We start from the raw sequence: 25,358 nt of genomic DNA, 5'->3' as shown, positions 1-25,358 counted from the left end.
GTTTGATAATTTATAACAAAGTACGATAATTTTAAAAAAAGATTGATCATTTATAATAAAGTTTGATAAAAACCCTGTATGAATAGGGTTTTTCTTTTGATCTAAAACGCCATGTGTATTGTTCAATTATAGTGCCAGATAATTGAATAAGCAGGTGCACTAATCTCTACTTTTTTATGCAGCTGATATGTTTCTTCGTTTTGTTGGCGGTACCCCTTAAATAAAATATTTGGTTGATGAACTATTAAGTTTTCCTTGAATATACTAGATACTTTTATCTATAATCCCATTATTTTACCTTATTCTACATTTAAAGATAATAAGGCCCTTTATAGTTGCCCACCAGATTTACTATAAATTTACTCTGAGAAAATATAAATATAACATTTTTACATTACAATACAAAAAGAGCCTGTTCAAAAAGCACCATTTCAGTTTAATGAGAGCAGTAGAAGGAGAAAATCAATGTTCCAATATTGGAAACAAAAGGGGGATTTCCGTGACGAAAAATCTCCTCTCATCCCGATCGATGGGAGGATGCCCGCCATCCTTGTAAAGCGGGGAGACCTTCTCCAGCACAATGGAGTCGTTGACATGATCGATATAATCAATGAGTTCCGCATCAAAGTTTCGCTACGGTGCGTTATTGTTTTTTACTCAATTTTACGAGCTTTTTGAACAGTCTCTTAAAATACTTAAAATATGGAGGTTTTCTGTAATGAAAAGAATTTTATCCATTACCCTCGTATTAACGATGATATTCGTTATGTTATCGACCACCACAGACGCACTTGCAAACGAATCGGGCGACAAACTCGTCAAAATCGACAATATGCAGCCGGTTTACGGTCAAACGATCACCGCCAGTGCAATCATGAATCAGGGTTCAATGGGCAAAAATCTAACATTTCAATGGCAAGTACAGGAATCACGTATAAGCGATCAATATATTAATGTAAAATCGGGTGGCACATCCAAAAGCTACACCGTAACGTTAAATGATATTGGTAAAAAATTGCGCGTTGTAGTTAGTTTACCATCAAATGGTGACAAAAAAACTTCATTGCCCACGAACGCAGTATTAAATGCCAACCCCCTTATTGCATCGATGAAATTCGACAATAATTTAAAGGACGATGCAAATCAAGAGAACTTGGAAGGGAAAGGAAATAATAGTTATGTAGGCGGTGTATTACCCGGGACCAAAGCTCTGCACTTAGAAAGCGGAGACGACAATTATGTCGGTACGACGCATAGCTTGAATTTTGGTAATGACAGTTTTACCACATCCTTCTGGTATAAGGGTGACACTAACAATAATCAGGTAATATTATCAAACAAGGATTTTACTAAGAGCTCTAACGAAGGCTGGGCGATTTATACATCAGCCAATTCGGTCAATATGAATTTAGGATTCCCGACCACATCAGTAAAATTTGGGCGCGACACGTTTAATGCTTCCGATTGGCGTTACGTGACATTTGTTGTAGACAGAGATAAAATGCTCGGATCGTTGTATATTGATGGTTACAAAATGACTGAAACTTCGCTGGGGATCGGAACTTTAGATACATCGAACCCATTAAATATAGGTAGCGACGGATTGGGCAAACATGGCGGTAATTCATTCGATATAGCTGATCTGAATGTTTGGAAAGGTGCATTTAGCAGCGATGTCGTTCAAGCTAATTATAATAGTTACGCTGTAAATAAAGTAGATATGAACGCACTTAACGACACAATATCAGAAGCAAATACAATAATAGCAGACGGTCTCGGCAACGGCTTCAGCGAAACCGATTTTGATCATTTGAAAAAGGTTTTGAATACGGCAACTTCGGTTGCAACAACGCAAAATGTAAAATTATATACACAGGAAACCATCAATTATTACAAGCGTGAACTAAGCAACGCCATATTCATCTATCAAAAAAGCAATAAAACATTAACTCCCGCCGGTTTAAATATGATTGTGGACAGCGACCCGGAAGTAAGTGCTAATCCCGCAACAATCGCGCGCATTGAAAAAGATTACAGAACAGAACTGAGAATATTCCCACAGGCCGACGTACTCTTTATTCCTGGCGACGTTACCGGCGGTAACAACGCCAATGAATATGTGTGGATGAAAAATCTGACAGACATATACAATAAACTTAAAGGTGAGGGTCTGTTTGACAATACGAAGCTTTACATGGTAAGAGGCAACCATGATATGGGCGGCGCCGAACAATTTATACCTGTCGGTTCGGCGGGCGCGTGGAACGCCTCAACGAATTCATACGATAACAATTTCTTTAATAGTGCTTATAGGGTAAAGGTAAAAGGATATAATATTGTGGGTTTTGACGGAAATTATAACAACGACAATACGGTGGGAAAAACCAAAAATTTACTCAACCAAATTAAAACAGAAGCGGATTACGATCCAACTAAACCCATATTTGTATCTTCTCACTACCCTATAAGCGGAACCGTGTGGTCAGGGAGATGGAGCAGCGCGGCAAGTAATAATGTAGGTAAATATATTGCCGACAATGACTTGTCGCAGGTGGTATATATGTCAGGTCATACGCAATACGACCCGACCGACGAACGTTCTCACTATCAAGGTTCGGCTACGTTTCTCGACAGCGGTGCGAGTTCATATTCCAGTTATATTGATGACGGTCCGTACGGCGGATATGTAGAAGGCTCGTATATCAACTATAAAACCACACCTCGCATCGTGAATTTCTTAGAGGTTTACGGTTCGAAAATTATCATCAAACAGTATAATTTAAGTACAGATGAATATGTAGGCATACCTTCTGTAAAAATCGTTGGTGAAGGGAAAGAGGCCTTTACCTATAGCAGGAGCGATATAAGAGAACTCATAGCTCCGCAGTTTGAAGAGGGTATTACGGTCGATTCCTACAAAAACAACGAACTTGCTTTTACAATAAAGCAAGCAAATGACAATGTGCGCGTTTTGGAATATAATATTCAGCTTATCAACAAGCTCACGGGGAAAGTGGACAAATCGTTTAACAGCCTTTCGCTGCCGCTAGACAAGCCATTCGATGAATACAGGCAATATAAGTTTACAGATTTGTCGCCGACTACTCCATATATACTCAGGGTATTCGCCGACGATTCCATGTATAACCGTTCGTCGCAGGACATTGACATTGAGGCTCAAAGTGTTAATTTAAACAGCATCACTGCGCCTGCTGACATAACAGGGTTGACAATCGGAACGGCGAAGACAGCGGACGCCCTTGGATTGCCAAAGACAGTATCCTTGGATACCGATTCAGGCAGGGGAGAAGCCAATGTGACATGGAATGTAGATGCTTCAAACTATGATCCTACGGTAAAGACTGCACAAACCTTCGCTGTCAATGGAACTGTAACTTTGCCAACAGGGGTGAAAAATCCCAATAACGTCCCTTTGACAACAAGCATTAAAGTAACGGTTAATAAGATCCCTCAGTCTCAAATGACGGCAACGGCGACAAGTCAGGAAACGGTTGGTGAAAATAATTCAGCATCTATGGCGATTGACGGAGACCCACAAACGTTTTGGCATACAAAGTGGGATAAATCTGATGTTCTCCCCCAATCGATCACCTTAAATCTTGGAGGAACTTACGCAATCGATAAGGTCGCGTATTTACCAAGGCCATCAGGCAGCAACGGAAATATTATAGGATATAATGTTTATGTAAGTACAGATGGAGTGACCTTTACTAAAGTTGCAAGCGGAACTTGGGCAAACAACAATGCGGAGAAAGTAGCAACTTTTGATCCGAAAGATGCATCATATGTCAAGCTCGAAGCAACGGCGGGTGTTAACGGCTGGGCAGCGGCTGCAGAGATTAGCGTCCTTGAAACAGAAACTGTAAAGAATTAGCTTCTAACTTAAAAGAATTTATTGTATTGAATTCACGCAGGTGTCATCACATTAGTGAAATTTAGGATGGATCGGTAATGAAACAGGGGGAGATCAATTTTCTCCCCCTTATTATGTTCAAGTTGCAGAATGAACGTTCGTAACCGGATAAACTATATTGCAGATTGTAATACTAACATTTCATGAAAAGAGGTTCCGCTATGAAGCAGCGTTCATTTCTGTCCATGTTCATCATCATGATCTTATTATTTTTTGGGACTGCCACAACTTCACTTGCGCATTCCATAAATATGAATTACTCGGATTTAAACATTGAAGGGAACGAGATTCTCTATGATCTTTTTATTGAACAAAGAGACTTGTTTCCACAATTCGGTACTGACTTGGATAATCAAGTGAACGATGAACTGGCCTCGCAAAAAATCGAATCCTATCTACAGAAAGTTCTTCGCATAGATGCGGATTCGAAGCCCTTAACGATGGAATTGGTTTCGATGAACATGGCGCAAAAGGGTGCCGCAAGAGGCGTGGAATTTCAACTGAGGTTTATCGCCGATGAAGAAATCGAACAATTTAATCTTCATTACGATCTGGTGTTTGACGATGCGCCTGCTCATACGAGTGTACTCATGGTCCATGCAGGGGAATATTTTCAGCAGGATATGATTGATAGCACTAATAGAGATATTCTGATCAACCTTCCCCATATTGATAGTACTAAAAGTGATAATCTGAGCAACGTTCCTCAGCCTAAGATTGGCGCTGTTTTGTGGAAATACTTTAAGCTTGGAATCGAACACATTTTGACAGGTTATGATCATTTGCTGTTTTTGTTATCCTTAGTATTAATCGCATCTCGCTTCAAGGATGCGTTGAAAATTGTTACTGCTTTTACAATCGCCCACAGCATAACACTATTCTTGGTGGCCACCGACCGTATTCAGGTCAGTTCGCATTGGATCGAAGCCTTGATTGCCCTAACGATCTGTTACGTGGCCGTGGAAAATATGTTTGTTCAAAAGGCGAAATGGCGGTGGATATTGACAGCCATATTTGGCCTGATTCACGGTATGGGCTTCGCCGGGGCTTTGGCCGAAACAGGACTTCCAAAGAGCAATCTGATTGGCTCACTCCTGACGTTTAATTTAGGTGTGGAAGCGGGCCAGCTCATGGTCCTATGCCTATTACTTCCCTTCTTGCTATGGCTGCGAAGGTTCCCGTGGTATCGTAAAATGATGATTTCAACGTCTTGCCTTATTTTTGTGCTGGCATTTTATTGGTTGATTCAAAGATTGTAATTAGGCCATTTATTGATCAATACGAGAGTTAGCGGTATTTTTGCTAGCTCTTTTTTATTCCTTGTTCAAGCATTTATAAAAAGTAGTTTTCGGTTTTTTTTAATGTGCTTGCAATTTTCTTAATACCTTCTTCAATTCGATGTTCGTCAACATTCGAAACATTCAACTTCAAAATCCGTTCATGGTAAAAATCATCTAAATAGTTCCTTTCAACTGAATCCAGATATATTTGCTGTTCACGCAAATGATGTATAAATGATTTCATATTCACTTGCTTAGGTATCACAATATGACCGTGCATAACAATTTCTGATGATGAGTCGTACATAGATAAATGATTTTGTAGAGATTGAAGAAGGATTTTCGCGCGTTCATGATAAATGTTACTTACATTCGTTTTATTATGTTCAAACATACCACTTTTCAAATAGAGATATAATGCGGCTTGTGAAATCATAGAACTATCGATATCCGCTGTCATTTTGAAATTTTGAAAGGTATTAATGATAGTTTGCGGAAGAACCGCTAGACCAACTCTTAACCCCGGAAACATAATTTTTGAGAAACTTTTTAAATAGATGACTTGTTCGTGGAAATCCTCTGCAAAAAGAGGATCGTTCTTCAGATTGTATTCAAAATCTGCTAAATAATCATCTTCTATAATAAACACATTATATTTGTGGGCTAACTGTAAAATAGCCTCTTTTTCTTTTTTGCTGTATGACGTCCCTAAAGGATTATGAAAGCGTGGCATTGTATAAAAAAATTTAATATCTTCTTCATGAAATATTTGTTCTAGTCGATTTAAATCAATACCTTTCGCTGTACGTTGGATGCCTACTGCTGGCAGCCGATAGGTTTTTAGCATATCCAAATATAAATGATAGCTTGGTTGTTCAACTAAAATGGTAGAACGATTATTTGGAAACGGCATAATACTCAGCAAAGAAAGAGCCTGTTGAACACCGGAAGTGATGAAAATCTGTTCAGAACGCGTGAATACTTGATAAGATTCTAAGAGTTTTTTAGCTTCTGCAATTAGTAAGGGCAAACCTTTTGGGGTGCCATAGCGAAATAATTCTTCTTGATATGTATCAATTGCTTTATTAATACAATGTTGAAAGTCTTTATAAGGAAATGCGTGCCATGTTGGAGATGATGTGGCAAAGTCAATGCTGTCAGTGAATGATGGTGTTTTGAAAACTTGATTTTCCACAACATAATATCCGCTTTTTGGTCTGGCATAAATAATATGTTGATCCTCCAATCTTTTTAGAGCAGCCAATATCGTGCTTTTACTACAAGAATAATGCTGTGATAAATTTCGAATCGAGGGTAATTTTGCACCTGCCGGTAAATCTCCAGATTGAATTTGCAGAAGAAGTGATTGATAAATCCATTCATATTTGAGCATAATATTCCTCCACGTACACATCTGTATCGGTACAGATGTGTATTTTTTATATCGTAAAAATTGCTAATTTCTCTTACGATAGTGCTACCGGCCGGATAAATATAGAGGGAGTAATCGATATGATTGAAAAAAGAAAAGCATATATTGCGGCAACTATCTATGCAATAATTATCGGATTATCATTTATGTTTGTCAAAGTGACATTAACGGTTGCAACACCACTAGATACATTGGCTCATCGGTTTACAATTGCATGGATCGCTGCCACAGTGTTAATGGTGTTTAAAAAAGAATCAATAAAAGTAACAAAAAAGGATGTACTGCTAATTGCCTTGTTAGCCATCTTATATCCGACATTCTTTTTTACTTTTCAAGTATTTGGACTAGTGCATGCGTCATCATCTGAAGCTGGACTTATTCAAGCAACAGTACCAATTTTTACGTTAATTTTTGCAAGTATCTTCTTAAAAGAAACATCTACACGTGGTCAAAAAATAGCTATTAGCTTATCGGTACTCGGTGTGATGTATATTATGTACATGAACGGGGTAGGGGACAAAAATACAAGTCTACTCGGGAGTGGTTTAATCTTAATTTCAGCACTTACAGCCTCACTATACAACGTATTTGCCAGAAAGCTAACACAACGCTATTCGTTATTCACCATCACATATATAATGACCTTGTTTGGGTTTATTGCATTTAATGGACTAGCACTGACAAACCATTTGATAAATGGTACAGTCCATCAATTTATGCAGCCTTTTGGGCACCTAGATTTTGTGGTTGCCATTTTATATTTAGGTGTACTATCGTCTTTAGGAACGTCATATCTCTCCAACTATGCCTTATCAAAAATAGACGCGTCTAAAATGAGCGTTTTCAGTAATTTTGCTACGCTCATTACAATTTTAGCAGGTGTAATTTTTTTGAAGGAGGAATTTCATCTATACCATCTAGTTGGAACAATTGTTATCATTATAGGAGTCGTTGGTACAAATTACTTTGGTGCAAGGGGCAGATACAATGAAAAAGTATAGCCTCTTACTAGTAATAAGTTGCATTTGGGGTTCTCAATTTTTATCATTCTAGGTATGTTTCACGCAGAATCGTCTACATGTTGTATAATCTTTTGATTCAAGAAGAGGGAGCGCTATTTGCATCTTTCAGCAACTATATTGTCCCAGTTATTGGCGTGATTTTAGGCTATTTCATTTTAAATGAACCATTACTTTTGCAACATAAGATTGGTATATTTATCATTCTTTTAGCTGTTTTATTTTCGAATAAGGATATTTTTAGAAAATGGGCTATAAAAGATCATTAAATGGCGAATCTCTTTGCATAAAGTAGATTTTAGTGGTTGAAAAAGTTTGGTTACCTTTTTTGAGCGTCTTAAAATTGCTAGCGTATTAATTCATACAAGTTTTTTCTTTTGTTGATGTTTCAAATCATTAGTTATGTTATTCCCTTAAAGGGCGCGATTGTTGAACAACATTGGAAGAAAATGATCAAACTTTTTATAAAAACCAATCTTAAATCTGCTGGAGAAGAATCCATTTTGATCAATTTTTTTCAAAATGGATTCTTTTTATTACTCGTAAAATATGGGTTTACGAGATATTTTTTATCAAACTTTATTTTAAAGCCACAAAAAGATAAACATTTCAGTTCTAGAATGTAAAAAAATTTCTTTTCTATTTTACAAAAAATATCCCTTGTAATCTTTATATAAGCAGAATATTATATAAGTAAATAATTATACAAATGGGAGGAAAGATAATTTGAACAATATAGAATTGATGGCGAAACAGTTAAAAGCCGTAAGTGATCCTAATCGTTTAAAGCTGTTAGCCTGTCTTAAAAAAGGGGAAGTATGTGCTTGTGATTTTGTTGATGTTTTAAATATTTCTCAACCTGCTGTCAGTCAACAATTGAAAAAGTTAAAAGAAGCTGGAATTATTGTCGAAAGACCAGTAGGAACATGGAAGCATTATCGATTAAATGAAATGCAACCACCATATATTCAAGCCATTATTAATCAGTTGGAAGAAATATCAATCATAAAATGTGATTGTTAAAGAACATCTAGAAGGAGTGAAGAAGATGTCAAATGAAAGTGTCACGAAAAAGTTATCCTTTTTAGATCGATATTTAACACTATGGATATTTGCGGCCATGGCGTTTGGAATCATTATTAGTGTGGTGTCACCAAATTTTAAAACCGTATTGGATACCTTTTCTGTCGGGACAACGAATATTCCGATTGCCATCGGATTGATTATTATGATGTACCCACCACTTGCAAAGGTAAAGTATGAAGAAATGTGGCGCGTTTTTAAGGATTGGAAAGTCCTTCTACTTTCTTTATTTCAGAACTGGTTGTTAGGACCATTTTTAATGTTCTTTTTAGCGATTATCTTTTTACATGATAAACCAGAATATATGGCAGGTTTAATCATGATAGGTCTCGCTCGTTGTATTGCCATGGTCATTGTCTGGAATGATTTAGCTCGTGGAGATCGTGAATATGTAGCGGGATTAGTAGCATTTAACTCTGTGTTTCAGATCTTATTTTATTCTGTTTTTGCTTATTTCTTTTTAAATGTCCTTCCCGGCGTATTTGGATTAGAAAATATGGCGATCGTGATTTCGATGTGGGAGATCGCAAAAAGTGTCCTTATTTATTTGGGCATCCCGTTTGTTGCGGGAATGTTAACACGTTTTATCGGATTAAAAATAAAGGGAAAGGAATGGTATGAAGGCAAGTTTTTACCGAAAATCTCTCCTTTCACGTTGATTGCCTTATTATTTACGATTGTCATGATGTTTTCTTTAAAGGGTGATCAGATTATTGCTTTACCACTTGATGTGGTTCGAATTGCGATTCCATTGCTTATTTACTTCTTAATTATGTTTACTGTATCTTTCTTTGCATCACGTAAAGCGGGTGCTTCCTATCCAGTTACAGCTGCACTTTCCTTTACGGCTGCAAGTAATAACTTTGAATTAGCGATTGCTGTTGCTGTAGCCGTTTTTGGGATTAACAGTGGCGCAGCCTTTGCTGCCGTTATTGGACCGTTGGTCGAAGTTCCTGTCCTCATCGCCCTTGTTAATGTTGCATTACGGTGGGGAAAGAAATATTTTGAAACTATTAAATTATAGAGAGCTCTTATTTACTTAATAATAAAGGAGAATCAGGAGGGATTTTTTTAATGGAAAATAAAAAAACACTTTATTTTTTATGTACAGGAAATTCTTGTCGAAGCCAAATGGCTGAAGGTTGGGCAAAGAAATATTTAGGTGATGAGTGGGAAGTACGCAGTGCGGGTATTGAAGCACACGGGTTAAACCCCAATGCTGTAAAAGCGATGAAAGAAGCTGGAATCGATATTTCAAATCAAACTTCTGATATTATTGATGCAGCTTATTTAAACAATGCAGATTTAGTTGTAACGCTATGTGGTGATGCAGCTGACAAATGCCCAATTACCCCACCAAAAGTAAAACGAGTGCATTGGGGATTTGATGACCCAGCAAAAGCACAAGGGACAGATGAGGAAAAATGGGCATTCTTTCAGCGTGTCCGTGATGAGATTGGAGATAGAATCTACCGTTTTAGTGAAACAGGAGAATAATATAACCAATAACCAAGAGTGCATTCTTTTGGTTATTCTTTAAAGAAATAAATAAGCAAATGCTTATTTAATAATATATTGGAGGTATTAACATGAATAAGGTTGAAATTTTTGACCCTGCGATGTGTTGCTCAACAGGGGTTTGTGGTCCAAGTGTCGATCCAGAGTTAACGAGAGTGGCAGCTGCTGTTTATTCATTAGAGAAAAAAGGCTTTAACATTAAACGATACCAATTAACATCAAATCCTGATAAGTTCGCTGAAAACGATGAAATAACTCGTGTATTTAAGGAAAAAGGTCCCGATGCCTTACCAGTTGTTTTAGTCAATGACAAGTGCGTTAAAGTGGGGAGTTATCCAACCAATGAAGAATTCGCAGCATGGTTTGAAGTAAACGAAGAGGAGCTAAATGAAAAACCAAAAGTACGACTTTCGATCAATTTAAACCAACTATAACCATTTTGGAAGAAGGAAGAATCATGTATCCAGTATTCAGTCCAAATTATGTTCAGACTCAATTTTTATTTTTAACTGGAAAAGGTGGAGTAGGAAAAACATCAACAGCATGTGCAACAGCAGTCGCATTAGCTGACAGTGGAAAAAAAGTGTTATTGATTAGTACAGATCCTGCTTCTAACCTACAAGATGTTTTTGGAATCGAATTAACCAGCACACCAAAAGCAGTTCCGGCTGTTGGAAATTTATTTGCGAGTAATATTGATCCTGAAAGCTCTGCAAAAGCTTACCGTGAAGGTGTTGTTGGTCCTTATCGCGGAATATTTCCAGAAGCAGTTGTTGCAACAATGGAAGAGCAATTATCAGGTGCTTGCACAGTAGAAATTGCCGCATTCGATGAATTTACTGGTTTTCTTACCAATAGTGAGATCGTGAATCTTTATGACCATGTTATTTTTGATACAGCCCCAACAGGTCATACGTTACGGCTTTTGCAGCTTCCTACTGCTTGGAATGGATTTTTAGAAGAAAGTACACATGGCGCGTCATGCTTAGGCCCTTTATCTGGATTAGTGGATAAAAAAGAGCTTTATTCAAAAGCTGTATCTGCTCTTTCTAATCCAGATGCAACTACTTTACTACTAGTATCAAGACCAGATGTTTCATCCCTTTTAGAAGCAGACCGTGCTTCTAAAGAGCTGATGGAGATCGGAATCAAAAACCAAATGATCATCATTAATGGACTTCTTCAGCAACACAATGAGGATGATGAAGTATCATCGGCTTTTTATCATCGTCAACGAGATGCATTAACACAAATGCCGAAAAATTCAAAAGAGATCATTAAGTACTCGTTACCGTATGTTTCTTATTCTCTAACAGGTGTAGAAAACCTTCGAAAACTATTCAAACTTTACGAGAATACTGAAACCGTGTGGTCCTTAGAAAATCAATCTATCAATCTTTCAGGATTAAAAGATGTAATTAATGATTTTTCGGCTAACAAAACTAAGCTGATTTTTACAATGGGGAAAGGTGGAGTAGGAAAAACAACTGTTGCATCTGCTATTGCTGTTGGTCTAGTTGAAAAAGGACATCGTGTTCATTTAACTACAACCGATCCTGCTGCTCACCTTGACTATCAATTCCAAAATGAACAACTGAATCAAAACTTAACGATTAGTTGTGTTAATCCAAAGGTAGAAGTCGAAAAATATAAAGCTGATGTAATAGCCAAATCAAGTAAGGATTTAGATGAAGCTGGTCTAGCTTATTTAAAAGAAGATTTAGAATCACCGTGTACAGAAGAAATTGCCGTGTTTCAAGCTTTTGCTGAAGTAGTGGCTAGATCAGAAAATGAAATTGTCGTCATTGATACAGCTCCTACAGGGCATACATTACTATTATTAGATGCATCCCAGTCTTATAGTAGAGAAATTGAACGATCAACAGGTGAAGTGCCAAAAAATGCAAAAAAACTACTGCCTCAAATTCGAAATCCAAAAGAAACAGCCGTGGTTATTGTCACACTTGCGGAAGCGACACCTGTTTTAGAAGCATCCAGATTACAGGTCGATCTAAGACGAGCTAGTATTAATCCGCAATGGTGGGTAATTAATCAAAGTTTATCTGGAACAAATACGAGCGATCCTATTTTAAAAGGAAAAGCTATGGCAGAAAAGGAATGGATTCAAGAAGTAAATGAAAACAAAGCTGAGAAGTGTGCTATTATTCCTTGGTTTCATGAAGAAAAAGTTGGATATGACATGCTTAAAGATTATATAAATTAACTAGTGGTGAATGGTCGAGGTGTTAGTACCTGTGCCACGTGTGATGGATTTTTTTTCAGAGGTAAAAAAGTTGTCATTGTTGGCGGCGGTGATTCTGCTATGGAAGAAGCAAATTTCTTAACGAAGTTTGTAAGTGATGAAAGAATCATTAAAACGAATTTTCCCAAATGCATAAGAAATCTAGGAGGAATAAAAAATGAAAATAACTGATGGAGCTAAACAACTATTAGAAAGTTTTTTAAATGAAAAGGGAGCAGAAGGAATTCGTCTATATTCTGTAGCTGGTTGCTGCGGATCACAATTTGCGATTTCTTTAGACACACCAGAGGAATCAGATACGATTCAAACCATAAATGGAATTAAGGTAGCTTTTGATTCGCAAATTACAGGAACTGATGAATTAACATTAGATAAAGAAGAAAATCAAGAGGGTGCAGGATTAGTTTTAATAGGTGCAAATAGCTGTTGTTAAGGCAGACACAATCTTTTACTAGTCTTTAAAAGAACTAAGATATACTTTTTAAACAAAACAGATTTAATAAAAGGCTTAATACAACCGGTTAGTTCATAACTAATCGGTTTTTTGATGTAATGAATAGAATGGATTTAGTTCATTTTTTGGTTGTTCTATATCCTCTAGCTTTGCGTTTTGCAGCTTGAACCAGACTATTGATTCCCTCAAGGAGGCCATTTGTCATCTTTGAAACGAACCATCTTAAAATGCCTTGTTCAACGCCTTTTATAAAAGCTGGAGATATATCACTACAGACTTCTTTAATGTTTTTTGGAGCGATTCCATTATCCCTTAAAAAGGTACGATCTCTAGAGTTTTCTTCCTACTCGTATGGGTTAGGTCATTCAAAAAGTTTAGCATTTACACACTTCATTTTACTGGAACTTAAAAATGTCGTATATTTAGAGAAGAAAAGAATTAAGAAAATAATATATTAACTTTAAGGAGAGAAAAATACAGAAAATGAAACTTGATACAAGTAAAGAAGCAGCACCCCTTTATATCCAGGTTAAGAACGATATAAAAATGAAAATCGAAAATAAAGTTTGGAACCCAGGGGAAAAAATACCTTCTGAATTAGATCTTTGTAAAACCTATGATGTTAGTAGAATTACTGTTAGGGAAGCCATAAATGAATTAGTATGGGAAGAGTATTTAATTAGAAAAAGACCCAAGGGAACTTTTGTATTAGACCAAAGCGAGCAATTTGAAGACAGTAATAACTATTATACTCATGTTAAAGGCTTTACCTTTGAAATGAATGAACTAGGGAAGCAGGCAACTACAAAAAAAGCAGAAATATTAATAGTCAAAGTAGATTCCACTGTTGCGAAACAATTAAACATATCTGCAGGGAAAAATGTGTATTTACTCAAAAGGGTCCGAGGGACAGAAGACAAAATAATGGTCTTCTTTAAAACATATATTAAAACAACTATTAACTTATCAAGCAATCCAAAAGATTATTACGGATCGTTATATGAATTGTTAAATGATAAGGGAATAAAAATTTCAAAATTCAAAGAGTATTTAGAAGCTGGAATGCCTACGGAAGAAGTACAAAAGGAATTAAATATTTCAGCAGACACTCCAGTTTTAAAACGGGTAAGAAAGTCGTATTGTAAAGAATTTGATTTTGCGGAATATACAGAGTGTTTTTACATTGGAGATCAATATCGATATTATATTGACTTTAACACGACCATATAAGGAAAAAAATTTAAAAAATTTTAACAAAATGTATTGAAATAGATAAACTTTTTAGGTATTCTATTGTCATAACATTATAACCTTGTTCGCCAGCTTTTTATTTCAAATGTGATATTTCGGTTATTAATGTCATAACATTATATCTATAAGGAGGACGAAATGTCTAAATACAATAAATCTCCCGAAATAGTTGTAAATAATCATGACCATGATGCCTGGAAAGGATATGACGAGATTGTTTCGACTTTATATTATAAATTGAAAACGATTTCAGGAAAGAAAATATTGGTGATAGATTGCTATCCAGGTGTAATCTATTCTGAAATTTTACAAGAGTTGATTAGGCCATTAAATCCAGAACTATTGATCCATTCGGATGATTTAGCTTTCTCTGGAGAGCATATTACCAAAATGATTGAACGTAATTTAACGGATGACCGGGTCTTTGGTGTTTTATCCTCTCGTACAATGGATGAATTTTTTGATGAAGAAAAGGTGAGAGAAGCAAAAGAGAAGATTGAAAATCTACAATCAGGTTTGGTTATCATATATGGTGTAGGTGCATCTCTCATTGAGCAGCCAGATCTATTAATTTATGCTGATTTAGCTAGGTGGGAAATTCAGCAACGGTATCGGACGAAATCCATTGGGAATTGGAAAATGGAAAACTTTGAAGAAGATGTACTTAAAAAATATAAACGAGGCTATTTTGTAGAATGGCGTGTAGCAGATCGACATAAGAAAGGGTTATATCATCAAATTGATTTCCTTTTAGATACCAATGAAAAAAATAACCCTAAAATGATAACTGGAAAGGCATTTCTTGATGGATTACACCAAGCAGTTAAGCGTCCATTTCGACTGGTTCCATACTTTGACCCAGGTGTTTGGGGTGGTCAATGGATGAAAGAAAAGTTCGATTTGGAACGTTCAGAAAAAAACTTTGCTTGGAGCTTTGACGGTGTTCCAGAAGAAAATAGTCTATATTTAAAATATGGTGAAGTAAGGGTTGAAATTCCGTCTACTAACCTAATTTTTAACCATCCGGTTGAATTATTAGGTGATAGAGTTCATGCGAGGTTTGGAACAGAGTTTCCAATTCGATTCGATTTCTTAGATACGATGGGCGGTCAAAATTTAAGCCTGCAAGTGCACCCGTTAACCGAATATATTCAAGAGAAGTTTGGAATGCATTATACACAGGATGAAAGTTATTATATTCTAGATAAAGAAGGGGATGCGGTTGTTTATCTAGGAGTTAAAGAGGATATAAGTCCGGATGAAATGATAGAGGATTTAAGAAAAGCTGAAAAGGGACTTATTTCTTTCCCTGATGAAAAATACATCAATGTATTTCCAGCGAAAAAACATGATCATTTTCTGATCCCTGCTGGAACGATCCATTGTTCTGGGGAAAATACAATGGTATTAGAAATAAGTGCAACACCATATATTTTTACCTTCAAATTATGGGATTGGGATCGTTTAGGTTTAGATGGATTACCAAGACCAGTCCATATTGACCACGGTGAAAAGGCCATCCAATGGGATCGTAATACAGCCTGGGTAAAGGATAATCTTATTAACCGATTTGAAAGAATTGCTGAAGGTGACGGCTGGGTAGAAGAACGAACAGGACTGCATGAGAGGGAATTCATTGAAACAAGAAGGCATTGGTTTTCAACGAAGGTAACCCATGAAACACATGGAAGCGTTAACGTTCTTAATTTAGTAGAAGGTGAAGAAGCCATTATCGAAAGTCCTACTGGAGAATTTGAACCATTTATTGTTCATTATGCAGAGACTTTTATCATTCCTGAATGTATAAAGGAATATTCTATTAGACCATATGGAGAATCTGAAGGAAAATTACTTGCTACTATAAAAGCTTTTGTACGTGTATAAAATTATGAGGAGTTGAAAGAAATGATCGGAATTTTGGTTACCTCCCACGGTGATTATTGCCACTCACTAATTAAATCAGGTGAAATGATAGCAGGAAAACAGGAAAATGTAGTAAGTATTGCGTTAGAAGAGGATGGTATTGAAGCGTTTTCTCAAAAGTTAACAGAGACACTAAATGACATGGTAAATCGTTTTGATTCTGTACTAATATTGTGTGATTTAAAGGGAGGGACACCGTGTAATGAAAGTTTAAAGTATGTTCTCTACAATGAGAGCAAAATAAAGATTATTCCAGGTGTTAATTTGCCCATGTATTTAGAGGTGGTTAGCAGCACTGGTTTTGTAAAGGATATAAATGAATTAGCCACAATTGGTCACAATGCTGGAATCCAATCAATAGAAGTTTTGGATATTTAGGGAGGGGAATAAAGATGCCGATTTCATTTGTAAGAATTGATGACAGAGTTATTCACGGTCAAGTTGTAGCAAGATGGTCAAGATTTAAGCCGTGTAATGGAATTTTGGTTATTGATGATAAAATTGCCCAAGACCCTTTACAAAAAAAGGTATTTACGAATGCAGCACCGACTGGTGTAAAAGTAGGGGTTTATAATGTTGAGGAAGGGTTAGAGAAAATTAGTAAGGCTAAGATAGCGAAAAATAGCTATTTTGTCATTGTTAAAACTCCAGTTACATTAAAGGCAATTATCGAGAAAGGGGGAGACTTCGGTTCAGAAGTTAATGTTGGTCCTATGAGTGCAAGAAGCAATGCAAAAACCGTTGCGAAAAATGTTGCAATCACAGATGAAGAAAAGAGTGCATTTGACTTCATGGATAGTAAAGGAATTGATATTGACTTCCAACTAATCCCAGATGAAACCGCGCTCAATTGGAAAAAAGTCCGACAAAATTATTAATAAAGGGAGGGAATATTATGGATTTTGTTTTATTAATACAAGCATTTTTGATAGGGGTCTTTTGTTACTTAGGATCAGTTTCATCTCCTTGGCTGATGGGTGTATCTGGTGGTTATTACGTAGTCGGCCGTCCATTAGTTGCCGGTCTTATTGTCGGATTAATATTAGGTGACATTACAACTGGTATTATTTTGGGTGTAGCTGTTCAGGCGGCTTTCATTGCAACAATTTCAACAGGGGGAACACAAAACTCAGAGATTACCTATGCTGCCTATGGTGGAATTGCGCTTGGAATCCTAACAAAAGCTGACACCGGTGTAACCGTTACTCTATCCGTTGGTATTGGTGCTTTAGGTCTAATTCTTCATAACGTAATGATGGTTACAAACTCTGCTTGGAATAAACGTGCAGATCGAGCAGCTGAAGCAGGAGATGCCCGTGGTATTATCCTGAATAATTCCTTTTATCCGCAGATTGTGAACTTTTTGCTTCGTGTCGTACCAGTTGCACTTGCCATCTACTTTGGACAGGAATTTGTTACCAAGGCGTTGGATGTTATTCCTGGAGACGTAACTCAAATAATGAATGTATTAGGTGGCTTGTTACCTGCATTGGGGATTGCTTTATTAATGAACTTATTAATTAAGGATAAATTTCAGCTTATCTTTTTCCTTGCCGGATTCGTTATTATCGCGTTTATTGTTAAAAATATGATTGCGCTTACTGTTATTGCTAGTTTAATAGCCTATGTTATTTATCTAGGTGCAGGGTCTTCTAATCATACTGAAATTGAAGATGAGGTGATCTAAGAATGAAGAAGTTAGATAAAAAGGATTTAAGAAAAGGTTGGTTATATTGGGCAATGTACCACTTATCTTCCATGAGCTTCGAAAAACTAGAAGCCCACGGTTTTGCCCACTCCATGATTCCTATTTTAAATAAGTTATATAAAGGTAATCCAGAGGAATACAAGAAAGCTCTAAAAAGACATTCTGTTTTTTACAATACTGAACCTCAATCTGGAAGTCTTGTAAATGGTATTGTTGCTTCATTAGAAGAAGAAAAAGCAAACGGAAAAGAAATTGATGATGAAATGTTCCATAGTGTAAAAACGGGGATTATGGGTCCGATTGCAGGAATTGGTGACTCTACTATTCAGGGAATTATTATTCCGATATTACTTACTATTGGAATGGGGATTTCATCAAATGGTAATCCACTAGGAGTATTTGTTTATATTATTGGTTATTTAGCTATTATATTGTCTTTGTCTTACTTTTTATATTTTAGAGGTTATCATTTAGGTGTGAATGCTGTTGATGGTTTAATTGGAGCAAACTCTGAACGATTAAGAAATGCTTTTAGTGTGTTAGGTACACTTGTTATCGGGGGATTAGCAGCTTCATTCGTACATTTAACAACCCCTTTAAAAATACCAAATGGTGATGCAACCATTGAATTACAAAAAACTTTAGACGGTTTCTTCCCAGGCTTATTATCTCTTCTTGCGGTATTATTTTGTTGGTACTTAATTTCAAAGAAAAAATATAGTGGAACAAAAGTTTTGCTCATTTTAGTAGCTTTTTCTATTATCGGTGTTCTATTACATGTTTTTTAATTAAAAATGAAGAGTTCAAAAGGCCTCCTTTTATTTTCCCAAAGAAGGCCTTTTTTTAAAAGAATTTTAAGCTGAGTTACACCAAATGCCCTTTACAAAATTCAAAAAAGAAAAGGTCTGTTGTTCCCCATTCGGAAGGATGACCTTATCAATCGTAATCCCAAATCGATCTACTTTTTCATTAATAGAACTCAAATTTTCCAAACCATAAAATTAACATCACCAATATGTTAATGGGATGGGGCATACAGTAAGCTTAGTTTACAGGAAAAGCAAAGTTAAACCTAATTCAGGAGGTTATAAAAGTGCAACCTTTATTTTTAAAACCAGTTTTTAAAGAACGAATTTGGGGTGGAACAGCCTTACAAACAGAATTTGATTATGATATTCCATATGAAAAAACAGGTGAATGTTGGGCAATTTCCGCTCATCCAAATGGACCTTCGATCATAGAAAATGGACCATATGCTGGTATGGCGATGGACGAGCTATGGAAAAAGCATCCTGAGCTATTTGGCAACCCAAAAGATGAGGTCTTTCCTCTTTTAACAAAAATATTAGATGCGAATATGGATTTATCTGTTCAGGTCCACCCAGAAGATTCTTATGCAAAGGTTCATGAGAATGGTGAGCTTGGCAAAACAGAATGCTGGTTTATCCTTGACTGTAAAGAAGGAGCCGATATGATCTTCGGCCACAATGTGAAAACAAAAGAGGAATTAATCGAGCAAATAAACAAAGGAAATTGGAACGAGCTGCTGCGAAGAGTGAAAATTAAGCCTGGTGACTTTTTCTATGTTCCCAGCGGAACCATTCACGCATTATGTGAAGGTACTCTAGTATTAGAAACACAGCAAAGTTCTGACACAACCTACAGGGTGTATGATTATGATCGTAGGGATGACAACGGTAACTTGCGGGAACTTCACTTAGAGAAAGCCATAGATGTAACAACTGTGCCACATCATGATACTGAGGTTGCGCCTAAAGTTGAGAAAAGGAAGAATGTAACGATTATCACGTTTGTAGAATCAGAATTTTTCTCAGTGTACAAGTGGGATATAAAGGGGGAAGCTGTTTTTTCATTTAATGATCAATATCTACTTTTAAGTGTCATCAAGGGTGACGGTGTCCTTGTTCATAATGGAGAGAAATACTCACTGAAAAAAGGAACGCATTTAATTATTCCGGTGGGATTAGGTGAATTTGAAGTAGATGGGGACTGTGAATTGATGGTTTCCCATCCGTAATGATCGGAAACATTTAAAAAGGAACTGTAAAGTATATTACTGAGAACAACAAGTCTGTTGCTCAAGAGGCAAGAGAAGTAGAGGTTAACGAAATTACATTCAAGCGATCTTATCATAAGTCAGTCTACTGGGTTTTGGCCATATTCTGGAGCTTTTATTTTACATAAGTAACCATTTTCAACATATTAATTTCCCTTACTTCTTCATCTAATCTCGGTAAATTAGTGATCAACAAACGATTTTTATAAATTAAAGCCATCTAAATCAATTGTTATATCACATGAATTACTGTAAGTAGTAAGCTTTAATGAAGTGGGAGCTTCTTTATAAGATACAGCGATATCTCCTGACTTTGTTCCTATAAATAATGACTTTCCTTCTTTTTCATCTTTGATCGATACTTCACCATCTGTTGAAAATTCATAATGAAAAATATTAAACGAATAGTTGAAACCGCTTGCAATAAAGGGTCAAGTGTATTATAATAACGTTGTTGAATATTCTGAAAACAATGTCAATATAAAATTATCTATGTAGGAGAAATTCAGTTATGGTCGGATAGATTTTCACCTATTTTTGATATTTTAAAAATAGGAGTAAAAAAAATCTTCATCATATGAAAAATGATAAATAATAGAATAACCATAGATTTATTTACAGGTGTAGTTCATCTTAGGATAGAAATACCCCGAGAACTATAATTGTTATTTTGGATATTCGTTAAATCCTGTCGACACAGGATTTAAATTTTGGATTATATTGTTATAACAATATATCAATATATCAATACATTGGTGTATTGGAAATACATAAATTGTAATAATCTTTTAAAGGAGGAAAGAGAGAATGAATCGGTCAAAAAAACGCTATTAAATTTATTTCGGATTTTACTAATCCATAATAAATAATGGAATTCATTTGTTATTGAAGGCAGTTCACTTTAATATCATTAAAAAACTTATGTACAAAAGGAGTATGAAATTTATGAAAAAGACAATTGTTTTGCTTTTAAGTACTGTTATGTTATTGCAATGTATTTTCATTCCATCAAAGATTCTTAATGTGAAAGCAGAAGAAAATAAATACAATAACGACTATGTGGCAAATGTTGATTTTGATAAATTTGACAAGAAAATTAAAGAAGATGATTTGATGTTGACAGTGAAAAAAACACTTTTAAATGCGAATAAATACGCTTTAAACGGATGGTATAAGGATAAAAAACACCTTGATACGCAAGAAGACCAAGAGTATTACAATCTTTACAAAGCTGCCGGTTCATCTTTGAATAATGTCAATGAATATATTTATCGTTTCCCGGCAGCTCAGGCATTTGGGCTGGCTGTTTCACTTAAAACAGGTGCTTATGATGAAAGTTATACTGGAGTAAGTGAAGAAGAGGCAAAAAATTACGTAATCAAATTATCAACTTCTGTTGCATATGCCCATAAATCCAATGGCGGTAATTATAAGCCTTGGGGAGATGATTGGCAGGCAGCTCATTGGGCATATTATGCAGGGTACGCAGCATGGCTATTTTGGGACGATCTGAATGAGGAACAAAAAAAATTGATACTAAACATGATTACTCATGAAGCAGATCGTTTTATCAATAAAAATGCTGATTATTGGAAACTTACAAACGGAAAAGAATTATACCCAGGAGATTCAAAAATTGAAGAAGATAGTTGGAACTCCGAATTATTGAATCTGGCTTCTCATATGTTACCACGACATGAACATGCAGATGAGTGGTATTACCGTATGATCGAATATCAGTTAGCTTCCTTCTCTACTCCAGAGATGAATGAAAGTGATGAAATCATACATGGAAGAAAAGCAAAAGACTGGGTTTATGGATATAATGTCAATAGCGATGGAACAGTCATCAATCATAATCGTATCCATCCAGCCTATAATGCAGCGGCAACCGGAGTAAACAGCTCGATTGTTAATAGCCTAGTTGGCGAAAAACTTCCACTAGCTGCAAAATACAATTTGGACAATCTTTATAGTGGATTAACTGATGCAACCTTTACATCTCCACCGTATGATGCACCTGGTGGAACAATTTATATAAAAGATTCTGGCGAAATATATTATCCTCAAGGTTCGGACTGGGGCAAGGGATTATATGATGTATTTGCCAATATTGATATTTCTGCTTACGTATATGGATATGATAAAGATGCGAAAAAATGGGCAGAATTGCATACAAATAAAGTTTTAGAACAACAAAACCGCCATGAAGATGGTCATACGTATGAGCCAAATGAATTTACCTATTTAGGAAATGAGGAAGCAATATCAACAAGAATGGGCTCTGCTTATATGACGCTTTGGTTAAATAAAAAAGTAGGTGTGAAATTTTCTAACAAGCCTGTAGAATTTCCACATAAGGATTTACCAGGTATTGAAAAAAATCAGGAATATGTTTTTGCAAGCGAAAGTACATATGTTCGCGGCGGAAGTAACGCTAACATTTCCTATTATCCAACAGACGTAATGGAAGTGAAAAATGATGGAGGCGAAGCTTCCTCTTATTCCCGAGAAGGTTATCTAAAATTTGATTTATCTGAAATAGAAAACTATCCTAAATCAGCAATGCTTTACCTTCCTGTAGTAGAAGTGGGAAGCTTAGTAGAACCTAAAAATATAACAAATTCTATTGAATTGGTAGACGATAATTCATGGTCTCAAGAAAATCTTACATTTAAAAACAAGCCCCAAAAAACTGGGGAAATAATAGAAACATGGACTCCAATTAAAAATGGGCTGATGATTGATATAAGCGAATATGTAAAAAAAGCATATGATTCAGATGGTAAATTGAGTCTAAGGATCTTTTCCAATGTTAGTTCTTCTGGAGATACTTTTGTAAAATATGGAACAAGTCGTCAGGCTGATCCAAATTATAAACCAAGATTGACATTGACATATGGAAATGAGAATGGAGGAGGTTCCAATGGCGGGCAAGCAGTAAGCATTAAAGTGATACGCGATTTGCTAGACTATTACCTGGAGACAGGTGATGTGAAAAATCCACTTTATAATCAATTGAGAAATAAATTAGAACAGGCGGAGCAGTTCAAAAATCAAGGTCAAGAAAAGCAAGCTGTTAAACATATGAAAGATTTCATAAATCACTTGAATAATAATGCTATGGATAAATTTGTGTCTGACCAATCCAAGAGTCTGCTAAATCATGACACACAAATTCTAATTGACGATTGGTCGGAAGAATGATTAATAACTAATGGAAACTTTAGCCTTAATGGCTATCCTCTTCATAATCAACTGGAAATAGTATACATTGTGTAGGTGGGTTTGACTCATCTCTATAAGCTTGAGAGAGTGAACCTTCTAAAGGGACATCATTCGATAGTATATTGCCGAAAAAAGGACGTTCATAAGACAATAGGTCTTAAAACGTCCTTCTTTTATTATTAAAAATTCTTCAAATGGAATGAAATGACCAGGGTACATTGGCAACTGTTCAAAGTTAATTTTTTCTGCTGTAATGATTGAATCTTTTCGTAAAAATTTGCTGTTATGACTGATAGAATTTAAACTGCATTTTGCAGAACCTGTCCATCGCTCATTTTAATGATAGAGTCAACATAAGAAAGCATTTCTTCATCATGTGTAACCATTAAGGTAGTGATGTTTAGCGTTTTCGTTAAATTTCGGATTAACATCATAACATCTTTAGACCTTTTTGAATCTAAACTTGCAGTTGGTTCATCCGCAAAGAGAACTTTTGGTTTATGGATAATCGCACGAGCAATTGCAACCCGCTGCTTTTCCCCGCCAGATAATGAAGAAGGATAAGCATTTTTTCGATGGTCCATTTCAACTAATTTTAGTATTTTGTCAACTTCTTTTTTCTGTTCGTGTTTCTTTAGTTTAGATTCAGATACATCCAGCATGAGCATCAGTTGCTCTTCTACTGTGAGAAAAGGAACAAGATGCGCAAATTGAAAGACGAAACCAAATTTACTTGCTCGTACTTTCCGTACTTGTTCTGAACTCATATTAATCATATTTGTTCCTTCGAATATTACTTTGCCATCTGATGCGGGTTGAAGTCCTGCTGCTATTGTAAGGAGTGTACTTTTACCAGATCCTGATGCACCCACTAATGCTGTTATCTCTCCTTCTCTAAGGGAAAGATTAATTCCTTTTAGTATTTCTTCCTTCACTTCACCATTAGTAAATGTTTTTCTAACTTCATCTATTGTAAATATTGCCATATTAAATCTCTCCTTGTTGTATTGCTTGTAATGGTTCGACTTTTTTTATTTGAATACCTGATAGTGTAGCTCCAATAAAACCTATAATTAAGAAGACTATCGATAATTGTACTGTTGTATCAGTAGTTAAGCTAAAAGGCATTCCTTTAGGTGCAATCATATTAAAAACTTGACTGAGTGAAACTGATAAAACAAGAGCAATAACGGTAATAAACAACATTTGTGTCCACATCATTTTAAACAAGGCACTTGTTTTTACACCGATTGCTTTGAGAATACCGTATAAACCAATTTTTTGAACGTTCATCATATAGAAAAAGATTGCAAACAACATTCCACTAATGATAACCAAAAACCAAACAATCATATTTAGGGACATCTGTTCTGCTTTATAACTCGCAATTGTATTAAGGAACTGATTATTCGAAAATGATTGTAAGCCAGCGACTTGAGTTGAATCTCCTCCCGGTACGAAAATCAATTGCATTTCATTGACCCGGTAAATTTCTTTGTAGGCATCCATATTAATATAAGCGACAGGTGCATGGCTGAATTTACGCTGGTCCACAAAACCTTTTACGATAAACTTGCCACTGTACTGATTATTCGTTAAGGTATCTCCAATTTTTATACCCTTATCTTCCATAGATCGATCTAGTACGATTTCCCCTTTTTTAACATTTTTAAACAAACTTGAATCGGTCGATGTAACAAAGGCGACGCTTTGTTGCTTACCAGCACGATCATTCAAAAATCCCATTTGAATTGAAAATGCTACAGCATCTTTCTGTTTGCTTAACATTTTATCTTGAATACTGCTATCTATTCTTGACATATTATAGGTTTCGTTTGCATCTTTCGACATATAAAATTGTCCGTTGGGTAAATCTTTAATTAAAGCAGCATTGTCCTGTGATAATCCATTTGCCAAACCAGATATAATAAATGTTAATAAACTAACAAGAAAAACGATTGAACCTAAGATCATAAACCTTACTTTATTTTTTTTAATTTCTTTCCATGCTATGTTCATCTTAATTCCTCCAATGTCTTTTGACATCCTTAGTTTATAATCGTTATGTGAATAGAAGATGAACATGAAATTACATTTAAAGCGAAATTGAAATGATATTGAGTGAAGGTAGATTCTATTGATTCGAAACTAGCGTTACGGGATATGAAAACCTAGAGAAATATTAGAA

21 protein-coding genes and 3 pseudogenes are annotated in these 25,358 nt (G+C 35.7%); 19 read left to right on the top strand and 5 right to left on the bottom strand.

The annotated features are described in order from the left end of the window. The first annotated feature begins 718 nt into the window (after nt 1-718). Both M5A78_RS09010 and M5A78_RS09005 read left to right on the top strand, forming a co-directional pair. Complete coding sequence (locus tag M5A78_RS09010; protein ID WP_248734941.1) at nt 719-3,895, top strand: discoidin domain-containing protein; 3,177 nt, start codon at nt 719-721, stop codon at nt 3,893-3,895. Nucleotides 3,896-4,095: 200 nt separating this feature from the next. Beyond that, nucleotides 4,096-5,193 (top strand): HupE/UreJ family protein, encoded by a 1,098-nt coding sequence (locus M5A78_RS09005; protein WP_248734940.1) that lies wholly within the window; start codon nt 4,096-4,098, stop codon nt 5,191-5,193. Between the two features lie 73 nt (nt 5,194-5,266). Here the strand turns inward: M5A78_RS09005 and M5A78_RS09000 are convergent, their stop codons facing one another. Then, nucleotides 5,267-6,607: an aminotransferase-like domain-containing protein gene (locus M5A78_RS09000; protein ID WP_248734939.1), complete on the bottom strand. Its 1,341-nt coding sequence runs from the start codon at nt 6,605-6,607 to the stop codon at nt 5,267-5,269. Between the two features lie 119 nt (nt 6,608-6,726). On the opposite strand from M5A78_RS09000, the gene M5A78_RS08995 reads away from it, so the two are divergent. The 9 genes and pseudogenes from M5A78_RS08995 (at nt 6,727) to M5A78_RS08960 (ending at nt 12,962) form a co-directional block, all read left to right on the top strand. Further along, a complete protein-coding gene (locus tag M5A78_RS08995) occupies nt 6,727-7,647 on the top strand; it encodes a DMT family transporter (protein ID WP_248734938.1) in 921 nt (306 codons plus the stop codon). A 77-nt stretch (nt 7,648-7,724) separates the two neighbouring features. Continuing rightward, nucleotides 7,725-7,934 carry an EamA family transporter gene (locus M5A78_RS24895; protein WP_406603680.1) on the top strand — a complete coding sequence of 70 codons (210 nt, stop codon included), beginning with the start codon at nt 7,725-7,727 and terminating at the stop codon, nt 7,932-7,934. Between the two features lie 475 nt (nt 7,935-8,409). After that, nucleotides 8,410-8,688, top strand: coding sequence for an ArsR/SmtB family transcription factor (locus M5A78_RS08990; protein WP_248734949.1), 279 nt, complete (start codon nt 8,410-8,412; stop codon nt 8,686-8,688). Between the two features lie 25 nt (nt 8,689-8,713). Next, entirely contained in the window at nt 8,714-9,772 is a 1,059-nt protein-coding gene (gene arsB, locus M5A78_RS08985) for an ACR3 family arsenite efflux transporter (RefSeq protein ID WP_248734937.1), read from the top strand. A gap of 50 nt (nt 9,773-9,822) precedes the next feature. Further along, nucleotides 9,823-10,245 carry an arsenate reductase (thioredoxin) gene (gene arsC / locus M5A78_RS08980; protein ID WP_248734936.1) on the top strand — a complete coding sequence of 141 codons (423 nt, stop codon included), beginning with the start codon at nt 9,823-9,825 and terminating at the stop codon, nt 10,243-10,245. Nucleotides 10,246-10,337: 92 nt separating this feature from the next. Next, nucleotides 10,338-10,700, top strand: a complete 363-nt coding sequence (gene arsD, locus M5A78_RS08975) for an arsenite efflux transporter metallochaperone ArsD (RefSeq protein ID WP_248734935.1) — start codon at nt 10,338-10,340, stop codon at nt 10,698-10,700. A 23-nt stretch (nt 10,701-10,723) separates the two neighbouring features. Beyond that, on the top strand, nt 10,724-12,490 hold the full coding sequence (arsA, locus tag M5A78_RS08970) for an arsenical pump-driving ATPase (protein WP_248734934.1): 1,767 nt from the start codon (nt 10,724-10,726) through the stop codon (nt 12,488-12,490). 12 nt (nt 12,491-12,502) lie between these two features. Next, nucleotides 12,503-12,640, top strand: a pseudogene (locus tag M5A78_RS08965) (NAD(P)/FAD-dependent oxidoreductase); the annotation flags it as partial. 46 nt (nt 12,641-12,686) lie between these two features. Then, nucleotides 12,687-12,962 (top strand): iron-sulfur cluster assembly accessory protein, encoded by a 276-nt coding sequence (locus M5A78_RS08960; RefSeq protein WP_248734933.1) that lies wholly within the window; start codon nt 12,687-12,689, stop codon nt 12,960-12,962. A gap of 139 nt (nt 12,963-13,101) precedes the next feature. On the opposite strand, the pseudogene M5A78_RS08955 reads toward M5A78_RS08960, so the two are convergent. Continuing rightward, nucleotides 13,102-13,233: pseudogene (locus M5A78_RS08955) on the bottom strand (transposase); the annotation flags it as partial. Between the two features lie 233 nt (nt 13,234-13,466). Between M5A78_RS08955 and M5A78_RS08950 the strand changes: the two are divergent. The 7 genes from M5A78_RS08950 (at nt 13,467) to manA (ending at nt 19,903) form a co-directional block, all read left to right on the top strand. Further along, a complete protein-coding gene (locus M5A78_RS08950; RefSeq protein ID WP_248734932.1) occupies nt 13,467-14,213 on the top strand; it encodes a GntR family transcriptional regulator in 747 nt (248 codons plus the stop codon). 159 nt (nt 14,214-14,372) lie between these two features. Continuing rightward, complete coding sequence (locus M5A78_RS08945) at nt 14,373-16,118, top strand: class I mannose-6-phosphate isomerase (protein WP_248734931.1); 1,746 nt, start codon at nt 14,373-14,375, stop codon at nt 16,116-16,118. Nucleotides 16,119-16,139: 21 nt separating this feature from the next. Next, the gene (locus tag M5A78_RS08940; protein WP_248734930.1) at nt 16,140-16,535 is read left to right on the top strand and encodes a PTS sugar transporter subunit IIA; all 396 of its coding nucleotides are present in this window, start codon (nt 16,140-16,142) and stop codon (nt 16,533-16,535) included. Between the two features lie 14 nt (nt 16,536-16,549). After that, nucleotides 16,550-17,035, top strand: coding sequence for a PTS system mannose/fructose/N-acetylgalactosamine-transporter subunit IIB (locus M5A78_RS08935; protein WP_248734929.1), 486 nt, complete (start codon nt 16,550-16,552; stop codon nt 17,033-17,035). 17 nt (nt 17,036-17,052) lie between these two features. Then, nucleotides 17,053-17,844, top strand: a complete 792-nt coding sequence (locus tag M5A78_RS08930) for a PTS mannose/fructose/sorbose/N-acetylgalactosamine transporter subunit IIC (protein ID WP_248734928.1) — start codon at nt 17,053-17,055, stop codon at nt 17,842-17,844. Between the two features lie 2 nt (nt 17,845-17,846). Beyond that, entirely contained in the window at nt 17,847-18,653 is an 807-nt protein-coding gene (locus M5A78_RS08925) for a PTS system mannose/fructose/sorbose family transporter subunit IID (protein ID WP_248734927.1), read from the top strand. Between the two features lie 299 nt (nt 18,654-18,952). After that, a complete protein-coding gene (gene manA, locus M5A78_RS08920) occupies nt 18,953-19,903 on the top strand; it encodes a mannose-6-phosphate isomerase, class I (protein WP_248734948.1) in 951 nt (316 codons plus the stop codon). Between the two features lie 254 nt (nt 19,904-20,157). On the opposite strand, the pseudogene M5A78_RS08915 reads toward manA, so the two are convergent. Further along, nucleotides 20,158-20,361: pseudogene (locus M5A78_RS08915) on the bottom strand (DUF4097 family beta strand repeat-containing protein); the annotation flags it as partial. A 526-nt stretch (nt 20,362-20,887) separates the two neighbouring features. Here M5A78_RS08915 and M5A78_RS08910 point away from each other — a divergent pair. Beyond that, nucleotides 20,888-23,149, top strand: coding sequence for an FIMAH domain-containing protein (locus M5A78_RS08910; RefSeq protein ID WP_248734926.1), 2,262 nt, complete (start codon nt 20,888-20,890; stop codon nt 23,147-23,149). A 320-nt stretch (nt 23,150-23,469) separates the two neighbouring features. On the opposite strand, the gene M5A78_RS08905 is transcribed toward M5A78_RS08910, so the two are convergent. Further along, complete coding sequence (locus M5A78_RS08905; protein ID WP_248734925.1) at nt 23,470-24,156, bottom strand: ABC transporter ATP-binding protein; 687 nt, start codon at nt 24,154-24,156, stop codon at nt 23,470-23,472. 1 nt (nt 24,157) lies between these two features. Further along, on the bottom strand, nt 24,158-25,189 hold the full coding sequence (locus tag M5A78_RS08900; RefSeq protein WP_248734924.1) for an ABC transporter permease: 1,032 nt from the start codon (nt 25,187-25,189) through the stop codon (nt 24,158-24,160). Nucleotides 25,190-25,358 lie beyond the last annotated feature (169 nt).

The organism is Neobacillus rhizosphaerae (assembly GCF_937468385.1).
GTDB lineage: Bacteria > Bacillota > Bacilli > Bacillales > Cytobacillaceae > Neobacillus > Neobacillus rhizosphaerae.
This window is presented reverse-complemented; position numbering and strand designations above follow the sequence as displayed.